This is a genomic window from Colwellia demingiae (assembly GCF_007954275.1).
GTDB lineage: Bacteria > Pseudomonadota > Gammaproteobacteria > Enterobacterales > Alteromonadaceae > Colwellia > Colwellia demingiae.
The window spans coordinates 67,318-83,925 of record NZ_VOLT01000009.1 but is presented as its reverse complement, the minus strand read 5'-3'; the positions used below and the strand labels follow the sequence as shown (position 1 = coordinate 83,925).

Sequence of the window (16,608 nt, the reverse complement as noted above, 5' to 3'; positions counted from 1 at the left end):
CCAGTTGTACAAACTAAAAGACTAAATAAAATATAACTTAAAAGTTTTCATTATACCCATCACCAATCAAGATGTAGGTTTCAGAGTGCTTGAGCTATTTCAATTCGAGGCGCTGGGAATGGCAATGGGATATAACTTTCAAAACGACACTAACATTTATAAATAACGATTCAATAAGAAGAATTAATTATGCGATCAGCTTTTTACATTTCCGATGGTACCGCCATAACTTCAGAAGTTTTTGGTCACGCACTACTATCACTTTTCCCTACTGAATTTGAGCACCATACCATTTCGTTTGTTGAAACCACCGAGAAAGCGCTTGCTACAAAAGAGCGGATTAACAAAGCAACCAGCCGCGGTGGTAAACCTGCATTAGTTTTTCATACCTTTGTAAATAATGAGGTTCGAGAAATCATTGAGAGCTGTGATGCCGTGCTTTATAACTTTTTAGAACCCTTTGTTGCTCCACTTGAAAAAGAGTTAGCGATACAAGCCAAACCTAAAACGCATAGAACCCATAGCATTCATGAAAACAGCTATGATTACCGAATTGAAGCAGTGAACTATGCCTTAAACAATGACGATGGCTCAAACGTCACTAACTATGAAGAGGCAGATGTTATCTTAGTCGGTGTTTCACGTTCAGGAAAAACGCCCAGTGCGCTTTATTTAGCACTTCAATATGGCATAAAAGCGGCAAATTACCCTTTTACAGATGATGATATGGAAGAACTTAAAATTCCTAGTTTCTTGAAACCTTTTCATAAAAAGCTGTTCGGTTTAACCATAGATGCACAACGCCTAATCGATATCAGGGATGGCCGAATGGCAAACAGTAAATATTCCTCAGCAAGACAATGTCGTATGGAAGTTAGAGAAGTAGAAAAACTCTATAAAAATGAGAAGATACCTTTCATCAATACCACCAAGCTTTCTGTAGAAGAAATCACTGCTAAGATACTGACTGAAACAGGCTTACAGCGTTACAAATATTAAATTAAATAACGAATAACAGTCTTAAATCAATTTATCAGTGAGTTATTCAGCTTTTATTACTTCGAATGAGTAATAACAGTTCACATTAGCGACTAATTTAGCTATGTTATCGCGCATAAATTACTTTATGTATGCGCGATATGCGCGGCCTTCTGTTAGCCCATAAAGAAGCCAAAATAAACCAAACTTAATCTAACGATATATTAGAATTTCATGACAATTAAAACTGATGAATTACGCACCACGCTAATTGAAAATTTAGTCTCCCCTGCACAGCTTGCTGAAGAAATTCCTTTAAGTACGGCAACTGCAGATTTTATTATGCAAAGCCGCAAAGAAATTGAAGCGGTCATTAGTGGTGAAGACAAACGTTTATTAGTCATTATCGGCCCTTGTTCTATTCACGATCCCACCGCTGCAATTGATTACGCTAAAAAACTCACCGTATTACGTGATAAGTATAAAAATGAATTACTCATTGTTATGCGCGTTTACTTTGAAAAACCACGTACTACCGTTGGTTGGAAAGGCTTAATTAGCGACCCTGATTTAGACAAGTCATTTCATGTTGCCAAGGGATTAAAACTTGCCCGTAACTTATTAGTCGAAATTAATGACTTAGGACTACCTGCAGGTACTGAATTTTTAGATATGGTTACCGGTCAGTATATTTCTGATTTAATCAGCTGGGGCGCTATTGGCGCACGTACTACTGAGAGCCAAGTTCACCGTGAATTAGCTTCTGCCCTGTCTTGCCCTGTTGGTTTTAAAAATGGCACTGACGGTAATGTTAAAATTGCCCTTGACGCTATTCAAGCATCAAGCGTTCCGCATGTATTATATTCACCAGATAAAAGTGGTCAAATGTGTATTTACCAAACCCATGGTAATCCATTTGCTCACGTAATTTTACGTGGCGGTAAAGTACCTAATTACCATGCTGCAGATATTAAAGATACGCGACAGCGACTTGAAAAAGCGTCATTACCACAAAGTATTATGGTTGATTGTAGCCATGGTAATAGCTATAAAGATCACAATAAACAAATTGATGTTGCACGCTCTATTGCTGATCAGATCAGCCAAGGTGAAGACAGTCTTTTTGGTGTAATGATTGAAAGCTTTATCGAAGAAGGTAATCAAGCAGTTAAAGCTGGCACACCGTTAACCTACGGAAAAAGCATTACCGATGCTTGTATTGACTTAACCGTCAGTGAAGATATTTTAGCGTTGTTGGCTGATTCAGTAAAAACACGCTTCGAATAAATTTAAGTTTATTCAAATAAAAAACCTTAGCCAAAAGCTAAGGTTTTTTTATTTCGATGATATGTGGTGATAAGAGATCGTGCGCAGATTTATATTTTTTCTAATAAACCATCACTTGCTGCTTCAACTAAATCAAGTACATAATCAAAACCTTTAGCGCCGCCATAATACGGATCTGGTACCTGATCTTCTTCATGTTCGGTAGCAAAATCTAGCATTAAATGTATTTTGTCTTGCATTGCTGGTGGCGCTACTTTTTTTAGCTCTTCAATGTTGTCATAGTCCATTGCTAGAATGAGATCAAAGTCGGTAAAATCTTGCACTGTAACTTTACGTGCTTTAATGCCATCAAAAGAATAACCGCGTGCAACACCCGCTTTTTGAGCGCGATGATCGGGTTTTTGTTTGGCATGTGCTCCTACAGTACCCGCAGAATCAACTTTTAATGTCAAACCTTTTACTTGCATTTTATGTCTAAAAACAGCTTCAGCACTGGGTGAACGACAGATATTGCCCATACACACAAATAATACACTACTTATTTCTTTATAATTCATAAACTTAGATACCAATTTCCATGTATTTAACATGTGATTCCAAAGCGTTTTCACACTAATGAAATCAATGACTTATGTTTTCTTTTGATAATTTTTATAAAACTATTTTGAGCTGTTTTAATAAAAAGGTAAAGGATAATTTTCTGTAGATAGTTACTTTGCATCAAACTAAAGTAATTAAATAAAACTAACGAACAAATTTTTTGATCATACAAATGAAATCGAGTGAGTTTTTAGTCTTTAAAATAATAAATACTTTACCTTTTATGGGGAGCTGGATTTCAATAGTCAATTTTTCTATAGCTCGTCCATATAACCACGAATAAAATAGTAAAGTGCGGTCTTCTGACAGAAACTGCCAATTATTTAAAAGAATTATTGCTTTAATCTAAGTTGTTGCCTAGATCAGAGATCGCGTTTATTATTCTTATACTTTTTGGATCTAGCTATAGTAATAGTTACGTTTTGAGTGAGTTAACTATCGTGTTAATAAAATATATCCTACCAATATTTTTACTATTATGGTGTGCAATATCCATTGCAGTGCCTACTTCAGACTGGAAACAAGTCGTTCGCGATACCCCGTATTCGTTTAGCAAGGGGGCGTCCTATAATTTAACCGAGTTACGCCGATGGGTATTACTGTCGAATGGTTATTGCGAACTCCCTGATCGGCATGTATTTTTTGATCAGCGTGGTCGATTTTTAACCTGGATGGATAATGAAGATACAGGTATAGCAACACAGGAAAAATTAAATAAAATTCGTTTTCAATTACACAAGAATAATAAGGTTAATCGATGGGTTGAAGGTAGTGTATCTGCCGTAGGTTACCCCTTTGCTTTGAGTTGTGACCAGCCATGGGTTGATATTCGTGCCTCTATTGATCGAGTAAAAGGCATTGCGCCGGAATCGAAAGTATGGGGCACTTGGGACGGTGTTAAAGCAGGTACCGAGTCAAACCCTATTAGTTTGGAGGCATTGGTCGGGTTAATGTTTCAACACCGCAGTTCGCAGCTGTCTGAGCCATTAGACACATTGTCATTGAGGTTGTTTGTCGCCCAGTTAATTATTGAAAGCGGAGCCAAAAAAAATGTTCGTTCAAGCGATAATGCTTTGGGTATGCTGCAGTTGAAACCTGAGGTTCTGAATGACTGCGGTATTGATAAGCGCTTCTATCAACATCGTATGGCACAGGTAGATTGTGCTGTGCGGTTATATGTTATGATTAGAAGAAATCTTCAACCAATATTTTCCTCGGTATTTGGGCACCTTGATAAGACAAAACAACAAGCACTCTTCGATATACTCTTAGTTCAATCTTACCACTCAGGGATTGGCGCTATGAAAAAATTACTGACTGACACCACTATGGGAAAAGCTACCCGATACTTTGCTGAAAACGAGCAACAATTCTCTGCGGAAGATATTGCTACTGGTATGATATTTCATAACTTAGGTCGCCAACCTTGGGGTTGGGAGTCACTTTATTATGTATTGGATATTATGGTCGTGTCTAAGTCCTTATCCGCGCACGAGAGTTAATTTCTTTTTACGTGCTTTCCACCTGTATAGAACATAAAAGGCGACAACAGCTAACACTGCAGTGCCTAGTCCTGAGAAAAAATTTACAATAGTTGCTAGCTCAGTCACTGAAAGAGTTGTTATTTCAGTTACTTTAGATGTTACTTGCATCGAGATAATCCTTTAATATAAGAGAGCATAATACTTTTATAATCAGCACCAATTAACAGTGCTATTTTTTCCTTGTTTTTCATACGTATATTAGTTACTAAATATTTTCGGCATACTATAAAGATAATTATCTACCGTTAAAAGACTGTTTTGGTGAAACGTTGATTGAGATCATTAACAACCAAACAATTAACTAACTTAATTGATAAAACCTCGATAAACTTGTCCATCGAGGTTTTCTGTAGTTATGCATGCCACATCATTTACCTAGGAGCACTTAGTGCCAACATCTTCACTTATATCAGCTGCGACAGACAAAAATATTACCGCCCCAATAGCTAAAAAAATCCCTCATAAAATGGAAATTCATAATCATCATCGTGTAGATAATTATTATTGGATGCGTGATGACGAGCGTAGCGATGAAGCAATATTGGCACACCTAAATGATGAAAATAACTATGCTGATGCTATGTTAGCTGAGCAAAAATCATTACAAGAGTCATTATTTGATGAGCTTAAAGCGCGTATCGTAAAAGACGATAATACCGTGCCAGAAAAAGACGGTAAATATTGGTATCACAGCGAAATTAATGGTGAACAAGAATATTCAAATTATTATCGTTCAACCAGTTTTTCTGGCGAAAACAAAACACTATTATTGGATGTTAATGACCGAGCTAAAGACCATGAGTTTTATGATTTAGGGGATTTATCAATCAGTCCTAATGATCAATTAATGACGATATCAGAAGACATTGACAGTCGTCGTATATACACCATTTACTTTAAAGACCTTAACAAATCATCAGAGTCAGAAGACGCTTATTTAGCGGATATTCTTATTGAAACTGAAGGACAAATTGTTTGGGCTAATGACAATAAAACCGTATTTTATGTAAAAAAAGATCTAGAAACCTTATTAGGTACGCAAGTTTACCGTCATAAATTAGGGTCACCACAATCTGATGATGTTCTCGTTTATGAAGAAGACGATCACAGTTTTTACATGAGTTTAGATAAGAGTAGAGATGACTCTCAAATTTATATTTGTTTACATGCTACTGAATCAACCCATTATTTGGCGCTCAGTGCTGATGAGCCTGATGGCGAATTTGCCGAGCTCTTTGAGTATCAAGAACAACACGAATACCACGCTGATAAAATGGGTGAACACTTTTATATTGTGACCAATTTTCAAGCTAAAAACTTTAGGTTAATGAAAGTCGCTATCGGTCAAGTTCATGATATAAATAACTGGCAAGAAGTGATCCCTCACAGAGAAGATGTGCTGCTAGAGGGTATTGAATTATTCCAAAACTTCACTGTGGTTACCGAACGTGAGCATGGCCAAATTCGTTTTATTGTTCACACCACTCAAGGTGAAAATGCAGGTTATCAGTATCCTTTGTCTTTTGATGATCCGTGTTATTTTGCTTGCCTTGATGATAACCCAGAGCCGAAAAGTACCACCGCAAGATTATATTATTCAAGTTTAACCACACCAGGCTCTTTATTTGAGTTTGACTTAGCAACTGGTGAGCGAAAGCAGCTTAAACAACAAAAAGTATTAGGTGACTTTACCAAAGAAGATTATCAATCCGAGCGCTTATTTATTACCGCACGTGATGGCATAGAAGTACCTATATCTATTGTTTATCGTACCGATACTTTTCAAAAGGATGGCACTAACCCGCTATTACAATACGGTTATGGTGCGTACGGCATAACCATAGATCCTGATTTTTCCAGTCAAACGTTAAGCTTACTCGACCGAGGTTTTGTTTATGTTATCGCCCATGTTCGTGGCTCAGAAATGTTAGGAAGAGAATGGTACGAAACAGGTAAAATGGCGCATAAACAGAATACCTTTAACGATTTTATTGATGTTACTAAAGCTTTAGTTGAACAAGGTTATGGTGCTAAAGATAAAATATTTGCCTCAGGTGGTAGTGCCGGCGGTTTATTAATGGGAGCTGTGGTCAATCAAGCACCTGAGCTATATTTAGGTATTGGCGCACATGTACCCTTTTTAGATGTGTTAACGACTATGCTCGATGAGAGTATACCGCTAACCACGAATGAATATGACGAATGGGGTAATCCGAACGAAGTACAGGCCTATCAAAGTATTTTAGCTTATTCACCCATTGATAATATTAGTGCTCAACACTACCCAAATATACTTGTCACCACGGGATTACACGACTCGCAAGTTCAATACTTTGAACCCATGAAGTGGGTAGCAAAAATGCGGGAGCTTAAAACAGATGACAACTTGCTGCTATTTAAAACCGATATGGATGCCGGCCATGGTGGTGCATCGGGACGTTTTAAAAGCTTAAATGAAAAAGCCTTGGAGATGAGCTTTTTTATCTCATTATTACCAAAGTAGAGTAGCAGAATAAACGTAACTAAATTAGCTACGTTTTTATTAAGCTTAACTTTTAATAAGTCCACTCAATAAGTCATTAACGTCTAATTTTTTACTTTGCTTGGGTAGTTATTGTGAGGGAGTAATAAAATTTCACACAAGGTTTTCACGATTTATACAGGAAGTGCAACAAAGGCTGATAATATTGGCCTTTGTATGATCACTTTGTGCGCACTATGCATTTCATCTCTCGCTAAGTATTCTGATATGGTTAGTTTCATATAAAGGGGACTTTATCCCGTGTTAGACAAATGAGCTCTTTTATCCCAAAATTAAATTAATCGAATACACTAAAGAATACCTTGCTAAAAACTAGAATGTTTATTGTTCTTAAACAACTTTAAACCAAAGTAATAATTTTATCCTTGGTTTTATTCTTAGTTTTTGTTATTGCTAAACAAACGAATTAACGTAAAGGAATTACTTATGGTATTGCCACAAACAGATACAATGACTGCGGTTGATAAACAACAAATTAAACAGGCATCTAATGCTGCACTTGCTTCAATTTTAAACCTCACTTTTTTGCCAGGTATTGCCTTTATTTGGTTAATACTCGCTATCAAGAATATGACACCAACCAGCATAAGTTATTATCATGCAAAATTAGGCATCAAAGTCAATCTTGTTGCTTTTATCGCACTAGGTGTTGTTTCAGTATTGATGGTAATCTTAGGGGGCTTTGATTCTGCTTGGACTTGGGTTTATGTTATTACTTACTTTACCTTTGTACATACCACATTTATTATTTTAGCAGTTTGGGCACTTACGCGTGCTTGGTCTGGATTAAAATTAAGATAGTTAGAAGTCCTCGTTTCTTACTTAGCTAAGTCACTAGTAGCATAATGATTGGGGATACTATCATCTCGATAGCCCCCACTTTAAATGGCTAACGTTCTTCTGGATTTCTTTGTGAGTAACATTACCAATGTTGACACACTCTACCTCGATATATATGCGCATATGCTGAACAGCTATCGAACCTATTAAGAATGATTTTATTACCACTTATACTCTAAGCTGAATACTAGAGCTTCACCTAATAAAGTAATTCTAGGTCGTGTATCGTAAATAGTTAAAATGACACCTACTCCAAAAACACTACAAAGATCCCCTAACTCCAAAATACAAATACCTCCAGTATCTTGGTAACCCGTAGCGACTCCTGCCAATAAAAAAATCTTATAATTTTGATCATGATTCTCGATATAAACGGATTGAGTATACATCACTGATTGTTTGTTATATGAGTTCTCAAATGTGCTAAGACTATACCCAATATTATCATTAATATACTCAACACCGAGTAACTTGTGATTTGCATTCATTTTTTCGCTACTAGTCGGGTGATACGATACGGCATAAAACTGTGTAGTGAAATCGCCCGCATTGGCTGTAAACATGGCACAGACTAATGGTAATAGTATCTTATTCATTATTTTAATCTCTTATGCGATATATTCATTAGATATTAACGGAGGTGATATTAGCTCACTTACGGGGTTTTGATTGACCGTTCAGTATCATGGGATGACGCAAAAACTTTACATATATAGAATATGGAACAAAAAAACGGTCTTCTTAATCCCTACAATCAAGAAAAAATGGCAAGCTGATGTTGCCATTTTGAGAGCTGATAATTGCAGAATAACTTACATCGACAAATCTTCACGTAATACGTAAACGTTATAAGAAATCGATTTAAAGTGCGATGACCAACGGTTTAGCAATTCTTTAGCCTTTTCTTTGCTACTTAAATGTTTAGCTAACATTTCACTAAATTTAATTTCTGGAGGTGCCATAGCTCCATAGGTCATATAGGGGATAGCAAGACTCATTTCTAATTTTCCGTTGATACTCTCATCCCAAAACCAATTATATGGCCAATTCTCACTTTTAGCGGCATCACTGAGAGTTTTCTTGTCTTTTGCTAACGCCTCGCTGTGTCCTAATTTAAGTTGGTAGGTGTTAACACCAACATACTTATATTTCACATCTGCCGGCCAATTACTATTTTTAAAATCTGCTTCAGAGCGATTGCGTTCGAAATGGGCAACATATTCACTCACATTTTCACGCCAGTTTTCAGAGGCTTTTGATTTTGTATTCCATTGGCGGTAATCATCAAGATCCGACCAAGAATCACAACATGCACGAACTATGTAAGCATTCATCTGTGACCCCATTTCGGCCTGATACACTGACCAAGTACGAGGATCATCCATAGACTTACGGTATGCAACGTGTTTTTTGAACGCTTTTTCAAAATCTGCTGATTGCCCTGCTTTAGGGACAAACATCCACATATTAGAAATGTTTTTTTCTAACTTTTCTTCTTCTGCATTGACAGGCACAGATACCCAACTCATCAGGAAGATGAACAGCGAAAAATAAAATGATATAGTTTTTAGTTTTTTAGTCATGGTGGCTTCCTTTTTTTGATTATTTATCCATGACAACTGCCAACAACTAAATGGGATATGGATAGGAATACGAAGTGATCTTATTTTTATTTCAACGTCTAAAAATAGTAGTAAATTAATTAAATAAAAGCCACTTGTAGTAGTGATATTCATACAGTACTAGTGTGTTTTTTAGGTGACTGATACTTTTAAACGCCTTGCAATAGTGGTCAAACTATTGTGATTTCACTGTAATTAATTCGCCTAAGGGGATACACCATGAAGAACAGAATCCAGTACTATAAATTAGTACCCATAATCAGTTCGCCATAACACACAGTACCACTTCATATTTCAAAGTGAATAGTGCTGATAATCTGAAAGAGCGAACTATATGGCCCTTAACAATATCATTACATTATAACTTAGCGGGTTGACCAAAATAATATCCCTGTCCATAACTGATGCCTGCACTTATACAATGATTTATTTGTGAGTGCTCTTCGATGCCTTCTGCAAGGACTTTTGTTCCATTGCTTTGACACCATTCACTGAGTGCTTTAATAATACTTTGTACGGCGCTTTCATTTATTCTATCGGTTACAATTTTATCGAGTTTAATAACATTGGGCTGAAAGTCTATCAATGATAAAAGACGAGCAGCACCGGAGCCAAAATCATCAAATGCTAGTCGAAAATTAAGTTCTTTTAATTTTTGAATTGCCTCTGGTGGACAATTACATAATTCACCACGCTCTGTTAATTCTATGACTAAACGATGAGAAAGCTTCTCAGCTTCAAACCTTTGTATTACCTGATGCAAATTAGCGTTATCAATATCTTCAATTTCAAAATTAACAGAAATATATTTATCATCAGACACTTGTGACATTTTATCCAACACAAGTTCTAACATATGTTTAGTTAACCGTTCAGAGCCATTATCTTCTGATAATATCTGTGGTAACCATTCAATCGGGGCCTGTACTTTTTCTGCAATAACTTTTCTTGCAAGCGCTTCATAGCCAACTATTCTTTGATTTTCAAAGGCAACAATAGGTTGGTAATAAGCAATAATATCTTTAATAGGTGTTTCTCTATCAACCTTGTTTAAAGCCTTTCTTTTGTTAATTGTCATAATATAATCCTTTACCTATAAGTTTCATCAAATATGATGAAACGACACATATAACCCACTAAAACGGTTATTCGCCTATGTATATAAGTGTGAAACGCTCTTAACAACTAACTATGCTCTCGAGCATTACACACATTTAAATTTACTTAATAGGATAAACATATTTTATCCAGCTCATCATGCGAAATAAAATTTTTCGCACCATAGAAGTATGTAAAAAATCACCTTTGGGATTAAAAGCTACTGCCTGGCCTTGAACACCGCGTGGTAAATTATAATCATCCAAGTTTTCTTCTAGTTCTATTATCGCAATGGTAAAACCATGTTTTGCTAAGCTTCCTGCACCTATTAGTACTCCATTACCTTGGTATTCACCTTCAGCCATTGCCGGTAGAATTTCAACGACCTTACCTTTAAAAACATGCCCAGGCACAGCATCTAAAATAACTTCGGCGTCTAAGCCCTTCTTCAAGCGTAATAATGAATTCTGCCAAATACGGGCCGCAAATCTACGTTTTTCGGTTGGAATAAAACTCATCACTGGACGCAGTGCTAATATACCGGCACGCATTCCTGGTCTAAGTGCTACTTGGGTGGGCATGCCATCAACTGGAGCGCGAACAAAAGTACGTTCAAAATCTAACTGAGCTTTGTTTTTAACTGCCTTTAATTGAGCAACTTGCGTGTTTTCACCCAAAATTTTAGACTCGGTTAACAAGCGTACTTTTCTTTGTGTTGCTTTTGCTGAATCTAAATTTGCCAACGCGCCTTCATAAAACTCTCTTCTATTATCTAATTCTTGTTGAGTAAAGGGTGAGCTTGCACCAGCTTTCAAGTGCCCTTCCATATAACGAAAATAACTAGCATGCGTTCTGTCTCTGTTTGCATCCGCTTTGGCAACTTGCCCTATAGCAGCAAGCAATGCTTGGTCATTTTGCAGCACTTGATTTTTTGCTTGCGCTAACGCGGCCTCTGCTTTTTCTAAGGCTATCGTTTGTTCTTCGTTATATAAGGTAAAGAGTACATCGCCTTTTTTCACTTCAATATTGGCAATAACATCGACAGATTTAATATTGCCCGCGACTAAGGGTGTAATAGGAATAGTCGCAAAAACTTCCTTACCGTATTTAGCATAAGGGTGTAAATAGTTCATAATAATCATAATGGAAGACAGTAACACTACGCCGCCTAAAACAGCGGTCGGTACTGACCATTTATTTAATGGGATCTTAAACATTTTGAAAATAGCGACACATAAAGCGGTGTACGTTAAAATAATGAGCATATCCATGATTATGTTTCCTTACCGACTTCAGTTTGACGACTTGCTAAGATATTTACTTGTTCTTGCAATGCTTTGATGTCGCGTTCTAATTGACTATTTTTTACTTCAGCTTGATCATCTATAGAGTTGTTAACCATGCCCCAGCCTATTCCTGGTTTGTACAAGGTCGCCCAAATCCAAAGAAATGGCCAAATAGCGCCTAATGTAAATAAACTGATCCAACCAGCAACATGAATTGCATCTTGATGAGGGTGTTGACGATGAACGGCAATCTCGTAAGGAATATCGTGCACTACGATTATTCCGTAAAACAATACTAAAATAACAAAAAACACTAAAAACAATGCAAAATAATCTAACATTTGATACTCCTTATTGAGCCTTTATACTTGATGAAAATTACTCATTTACCTTAATATTTATTATTAAAGTCCTTATTTATAGGTCTATGGTATTTGTGTTGGGCTCGTTTTAGAAATGAATAAAAGCAATGGCACTATAAGTTCAATTGATAGTTAGGGTTACTTTGTATAAGCCACAAAAGGTCTATTTTAATGTAGAGCGCATTTATTTTTCATCTACAGCTTGTCTAAAGCTAACCTAAAACCAATATCTGGCATACGAACATTACTCGTTGCCCCATCACGTTTATAGACTTCTGATTCATTAGCAGGAAAATCATATCCACTGCCACGAATAGCTTTCATTGAAGTCGTGTTAAAGTCTTTATTGGGTGCATGAAGTGGGTTATATCTTGGGGCTTTGCTATAGATGGTACGACTCATATCGTCCATGCAAAACTCCCATAGGTTTCCGGTCATATCGTATAAGCCGAGTTCGTTCGGCTTTTTCATCGCAACAGGGTGATTTTTATGGACTGAATTACCCGCATACCATGCGACGTCATCAATATTATTCGAGCCACTATAGGTATAACCTCGTGATTCATTACCGCCTTTTGCTGCATATTCCCATTCAGCTTCTGAAGGCAAGCGAAATACTTTTCCCGTTGCTGCATTTAAACGTTTGATAAATTCTTGTACATTTTTCCAGCTGATATTATTAACAGCGCATTCATCACAGGTAAAGTAGCTATAGTTCCAGCCCATCACTTCTTCCCATAATTTTGAAGTCACTTCAGTTTTCCCCATATAAAAACCATTAAGGGTTACTTTGTGCGCTGGCTTTTCTCGGTTTCTTGCGTTTTCTGAATCATTGCCCATGACAAAGTCGCCGCCCTCTACCCAAGCCATATTAGCTAATAATTCCTTTTGGCTTGTTAATGATAAAGTGCGCTTATTTTTAACTTCGGACGTAGGGATTTCTTGGCTCAATGCTCCACCAATAGACAATAAAATCAATAGAGTGGTTAAGAAAATTGGACGGGTTATTTGATAACTTTTACAGAATATATTCATATTATGAATGCTCTTAAAACTATAATTGCTTGAATAAAGATTTAGGCTGGTTTTTTTTATTGCGATACCCTTGAAAGATAAATAGCTGTGTGACTTCACTATCGTGCCCTGCAATAAATTTATGTTCGTTTACACAGCAACTTCATTAGGAAAATAGCTATTGTTACCAATAGCTATTTTTTCTCATTTTACTTAACGCTTATCATAGGTTATGACCTAAGGAACAAAGCTGCCTGGTTTCATACGTTGAGGGAACTCAATAAAGGTTTGTTTAAAAGCGCCTACCTTAAACATTGACGGTGCAATTAAGAACATATGTTCCGCGTACCATGCTGCATAACCGTGTCCTTCAATATCCATACGTTCAAATGGGTCCATTCTTAGGTTAAACATTTTAGGTGCTCTTAATACACTCCAAGGATTCATCCACGTTTCTAATCCATGGGCTTTCTGTGCTCTGAAGATCATTTTGTAGTCACCATCACGAATGGCAACAACCTCACCGGTATCTGAACTATAAATAAACTCTTTACGTGGGCCTTTTTTCGACGTATCTAACAAATGTGGTAAAAAGTTATAACCATCAAGGTGTACTTTAAATTTAGTGCCACCAACATTTTTACCTTTTTTAAGGTCTGCTTTAACATTATTATCTCCCGTCGCAGCTAAAAAGGTAGGCATCCAATCTTGCAATGAAATGATTTCATTTGAAACTTGGTTTGGCTTAATTTTATTTGGCCATTTCACTAACATTGGCACACGGTAACCACCTTCCCAGTTTGAATTTTTTTCACCTCTAAATGGCGTATAACCACCGTCAGGCCAAAGCATTAATTCAGCACCATTATCTGTGGTGTACAAAACAATGGTATTGTCTGCTATTCCTAAGTCATCTAATTTATCGAGTAACTGTCCAACATGGCCATCATGTTCTGTCATGCCATCGGCGTATAAACCTTGGCCAGTAACACCTTGAGATGCAGGTTTTAGACGAGTCCAAATATGCATACGAGTAGAGTTAAACCAGACGAAAAATGGTTTTTTTGCCGCATGAGCTTTATCGATAAACTTTAGCGTTGCGCCTAAAAACTCTTCATCAATAGTTTCCATACGTTTTTTAGTCACGGGCCCCGTATCGGTAATTTTACCATCAGCAAATGAGTGTATAGCGCCACGAGGACCAAAACGTTTTTTAAACGCGGGGTCTTGCGGGTAATCAGGATGCTCTGGCTCATCTTCGGCATTTAAGTGATACAGATTGCCAAAAAACTCATCAAAACCATGGTTAGTCGGTAAATGTTCGTCTTGATCGCCTAAATGGTTTTTACCAAATTGGCCGGTCATGTAACCATGGGGTTTAAGTAACTCAGCAATGGTTGGGTCCTTTTTGTTAATGCCTTCTTTTGCACCGGGTAGGCCAACTTTGGTTAAACCTGTGCGGATAGGATGTTGACCCGTTATAAAACCAGCGCGACCAGCAGTACAACTTTGATCGCCATAAGAGTCGGTAAATAAAACCCCCTCATTAGCAATTCTGTCAATATTAGGTGTGTTATATCCCATTACTCCCCGGTTATAAGCACTAATATTATAGGGTCCAATATCATCACCCCAGATAGCTAAAATATTGGGTTTACTTGTATCCGTAGTTGCTAGTGATGTTGCAGATACAGTCAACATTCCTAATGCAATGGCAAACTGTGTAAATTTAGTATTAATTGTCATAAGTATTCCTTTAGTTAAACCTTCAAATCTATTAAAAAATGAATATGGAGCTAGCTTAAATACATATGCTTATCTTTAGAAATAAAACAAAATGACAGGACTATAAGTATCACTTATAGTAGCTTGTAGTTGAGAGGTAACATTGACCTAAAAGAAGGGAATAACTGCGATGGCTAGGTATTTAAGGAACGTAGATTTAAATCTACTGTCAATATTTACGGCATTAATGCATGAAAAAAACATTAGCCATGCAGCTGAAAATTTGGGCATGACACAGCCTGCTGTTTCACAGGCACTCAAAAGATTAAGGTCGCTCTACAATGACCCCTTATTTGAGCGTAAAGCAGGTAAAATGATGCCGACACTCAAAGCGGATGAAATCTACCCTATCATCAATAAAATACTCGCGGATGTGTCATCAACCTTACCTGATACCGGTGATTTTTTACCAGAAACAGCCAATCTAAATTTTCATATCAACATTTTAGGCGTGGGTAACAGTAATTATTTAACCAAACTAAGCCAATATTTAGCGCATGTAGCTCCGAACATTTCACTCACCGTCAGTACTGATATGCTAATTGATGCAGAAAAATCATTAAGGGATAAAGAATACGACCTGCATCTTGATTATTTAACTATTGATGAAATAGGCTGCCACCACCAAGAATTATTTGACGACAAACTGTTTGTCATTGCAAGGAAGGAACACCCTAGCCTTAACAATAAAACTAACTTATTGCTCTCTGAATATTTGGCAGAAAAACATGCGGTATTAGCCCCGAGAAAAGGTAATGTTTATCCACTTAGTTTAGCCATGCAAGATTTTAGCTACAACCGAGAGATAAAATACACCAGTACAAGTATTGAAAATATTTTAGAAATTGTGAGTGCTACTGACTTAATTTGTATCATGCCAGGCACTGTTTTACAGTCTATGCGTAATGTAGATGATTATATTTGGTTTAACCCGCCTTTTAAAACTAAACAAATGATAGCTTACATGAATTGGCACTGGAGCATGGAACACGTAAAGTCTCACCGTTGGCTAAGAACTATCATTATTGATATTTGTAAAAACATGCAGTCACTACCCGCCATTCAATAATACTGTTATTCAATGATTAATAATTACGTACACAAAAAGCCCTGATTGAATACCTCGTTTAATACATATAATGCCAATTGAGAGAGGTGTTTACCTTCATGAATATGTGGGGCTGACATATATACTCCCCCGCTACATGCTGAAATTTGATAAGAGAAACCATCAAAAAATTGTAAATAATATGCTTTTAGTCATTTCACTTTTTTTCAAAGTATACATATTAAGACAATGACATATTTAGGATTAGGTTGAGCTATTAACGAAGCGTTATTTTTGAACTTTTAGCTGGTTTATCAAATGGTCCGAAAAATTCAGACACAGCCTTTGCATCGCCATCAATGTGAATATATCTACCTTTCGCTGCCTGAACAAATCAACCTAACCCACTAGCAGTCCTAATAAAACAGGCTTAGTTAATTTAACAGTGACCTTAGGGCTGCCTTGGTAGTTTTTATGGAGCTGAGCTTGCTCCATAAAAATGGATACTAATCAAGAATGTTACCTTCCGCTTAGCGCACTTTCGAGACATGATCACTTTTGCCACAGACTGTGTGAAAACCTTTTGATCACCTTTTCGTATA

General features: G+C 36.8%; 15 protein-coding genes. 6 read left to right on the top strand and 9 right to left on the bottom strand.

Annotation, left to right across the window (positions count from 1 at the left end):
- Positions 1-189 precede the first annotated feature (189 nt).
- On the top strand, positions 190-999 hold the full coding sequence (ppsR, locus tag ESZ36_RS16485; protein ID WP_146789885.1) for a posphoenolpyruvate synthetase regulatory kinase/phosphorylase PpsR: 810 nt from the start codon (positions 190-192) through the stop codon (positions 997-999).
- Between the two features lie 213 nt (positions 1,000-1,212).
- The gene (locus ESZ36_RS16480; protein WP_146789883.1) at positions 1,213-2,265 is read left to right on the top strand and encodes a 3-deoxy-7-phosphoheptulonate synthase; all 1,053 of its coding nucleotides are present in this window, start codon (positions 1,213-1,215) and stop codon (positions 2,263-2,265) included.
- A gap of 89 nt (positions 2,266-2,354) precedes the next feature.
- Here ESZ36_RS16480 and ESZ36_RS16475 read toward each other — a convergent pair whose 3' ends face one another.
- Positions 2,355-2,822, bottom strand: a complete 468-nt coding sequence (locus ESZ36_RS16475; protein WP_146789881.1) for a low molecular weight protein-tyrosine-phosphatase — start codon at positions 2,820-2,822, stop codon at positions 2,355-2,357.
- Positions 2,823-3,305: 483 nt separating this feature from the next.
- On the opposite strand from ESZ36_RS16475, the gene ESZ36_RS16470 reads away from it, so the two are divergent.
- A complete protein-coding gene (locus ESZ36_RS16470) occupies positions 3,306-4,367 on the top strand; it encodes a hypothetical protein (RefSeq protein ID WP_146789879.1) in 1,062 nt (353 codons plus the stop codon).
- Here ESZ36_RS16470 and ESZ36_RS22565 read toward each other — a convergent pair.
- The gene (locus tag ESZ36_RS22565) at positions 4,347-4,517 is read right to left on the bottom strand and encodes a hypothetical protein (protein ID WP_170235867.1); all 171 of its coding nucleotides are present in this window, start codon (positions 4,515-4,517) and stop codon (positions 4,347-4,349) included. The genes ESZ36_RS16470 and ESZ36_RS22565 overlap by 21 nt on opposite strands.
- 280 nt (positions 4,518-4,797) lie before the next feature.
- Between ESZ36_RS22565 and ESZ36_RS16465 the strand changes: the two genes are divergently transcribed.
- Positions 4,798-6,912 carry a S9 family peptidase gene (locus ESZ36_RS16465; RefSeq protein ID WP_146789878.1) on the top strand — a complete coding sequence of 705 codons (2,115 nt, stop codon included), beginning with the start codon at positions 4,798-4,800 and terminating at the stop codon, positions 6,910-6,912.
- Between the two features lie 465 nt (positions 6,913-7,377).
- Positions 7,378-7,752, top strand: a complete 375-nt coding sequence (locus tag ESZ36_RS16460; RefSeq protein WP_146789876.1) for a hypothetical protein — start codon at positions 7,378-7,380, stop codon at positions 7,750-7,752.
- Positions 7,753-7,952: 200 nt separating this feature from the next.
- Here ESZ36_RS16460 and ESZ36_RS16455 read toward each other — a convergent pair whose 3' ends face one another.
- The 7 genes from ESZ36_RS16455 to ESZ36_RS16425 form a co-directional block, all read right to left on the bottom strand.
- A complete protein-coding gene (locus ESZ36_RS16455; RefSeq protein WP_146789874.1) occupies positions 7,953-8,387 on the bottom strand; it encodes a hypothetical protein in 435 nt (144 codons plus the stop codon).
- A gap of 216 nt (positions 8,388-8,603) precedes the next feature.
- Positions 8,604-9,374, bottom strand: a complete 771-nt coding sequence (locus ESZ36_RS16450) for a hypothetical protein (RefSeq protein WP_146789872.1) — start codon at positions 9,372-9,374, stop codon at positions 8,604-8,606.
- 397 nt (positions 9,375-9,771) lie between these two features.
- Positions 9,772-10,491 carry an EAL domain-containing protein gene (locus tag ESZ36_RS16445; protein ID WP_146789870.1) on the bottom strand — a complete coding sequence of 240 codons (720 nt, stop codon included), beginning with the start codon at positions 10,489-10,491 and terminating at the stop codon, positions 9,772-9,774.
- Positions 10,492-10,633: 142 nt separating this feature from the next.
- Positions 10,634-11,782, bottom strand: a complete 1,149-nt coding sequence (locus ESZ36_RS16440; protein ID WP_146789868.1) for an HlyD family secretion protein — start codon at positions 11,780-11,782, stop codon at positions 10,634-10,636.
- A 2-nt stretch (positions 11,783-11,784) separates the two neighbouring features.
- Positions 11,785-12,138 carry a DUF3302 domain-containing protein gene (locus ESZ36_RS16435; protein ID WP_146789866.1) on the bottom strand — a complete coding sequence of 118 codons (354 nt, stop codon included), beginning with the start codon at positions 12,136-12,138 and terminating at the stop codon, positions 11,785-11,787.
- A 216-nt stretch (positions 12,139-12,354) separates the two neighbouring features.
- On the bottom strand, positions 12,355-13,194 hold the full coding sequence (locus tag ESZ36_RS16430) for a formylglycine-generating enzyme family protein (protein WP_146789864.1): 840 nt from the start codon (positions 13,192-13,194) through the stop codon (positions 12,355-12,357).
- Between the two features lie 216 nt (positions 13,195-13,410).
- Entirely contained in the window at positions 13,411-14,919 is a 1,509-nt protein-coding gene (locus ESZ36_RS16425; protein WP_146789862.1) for an arylsulfatase, read from the bottom strand.
- A 169-nt stretch (positions 14,920-15,088) separates the two neighbouring features.
- Here ESZ36_RS16425 and ESZ36_RS16420 point away from each other — a divergent pair, with 169 nt between their 5' ends.
- The gene (locus tag ESZ36_RS16420) at positions 15,089-16,027 is read left to right on the top strand and encodes a LysR family transcriptional regulator (protein WP_146789861.1); all 939 of its coding nucleotides are present in this window, start codon (positions 15,089-15,091) and stop codon (positions 16,025-16,027) included.
- Positions 16,028-16,608: the final 581 nt, after the last annotated feature.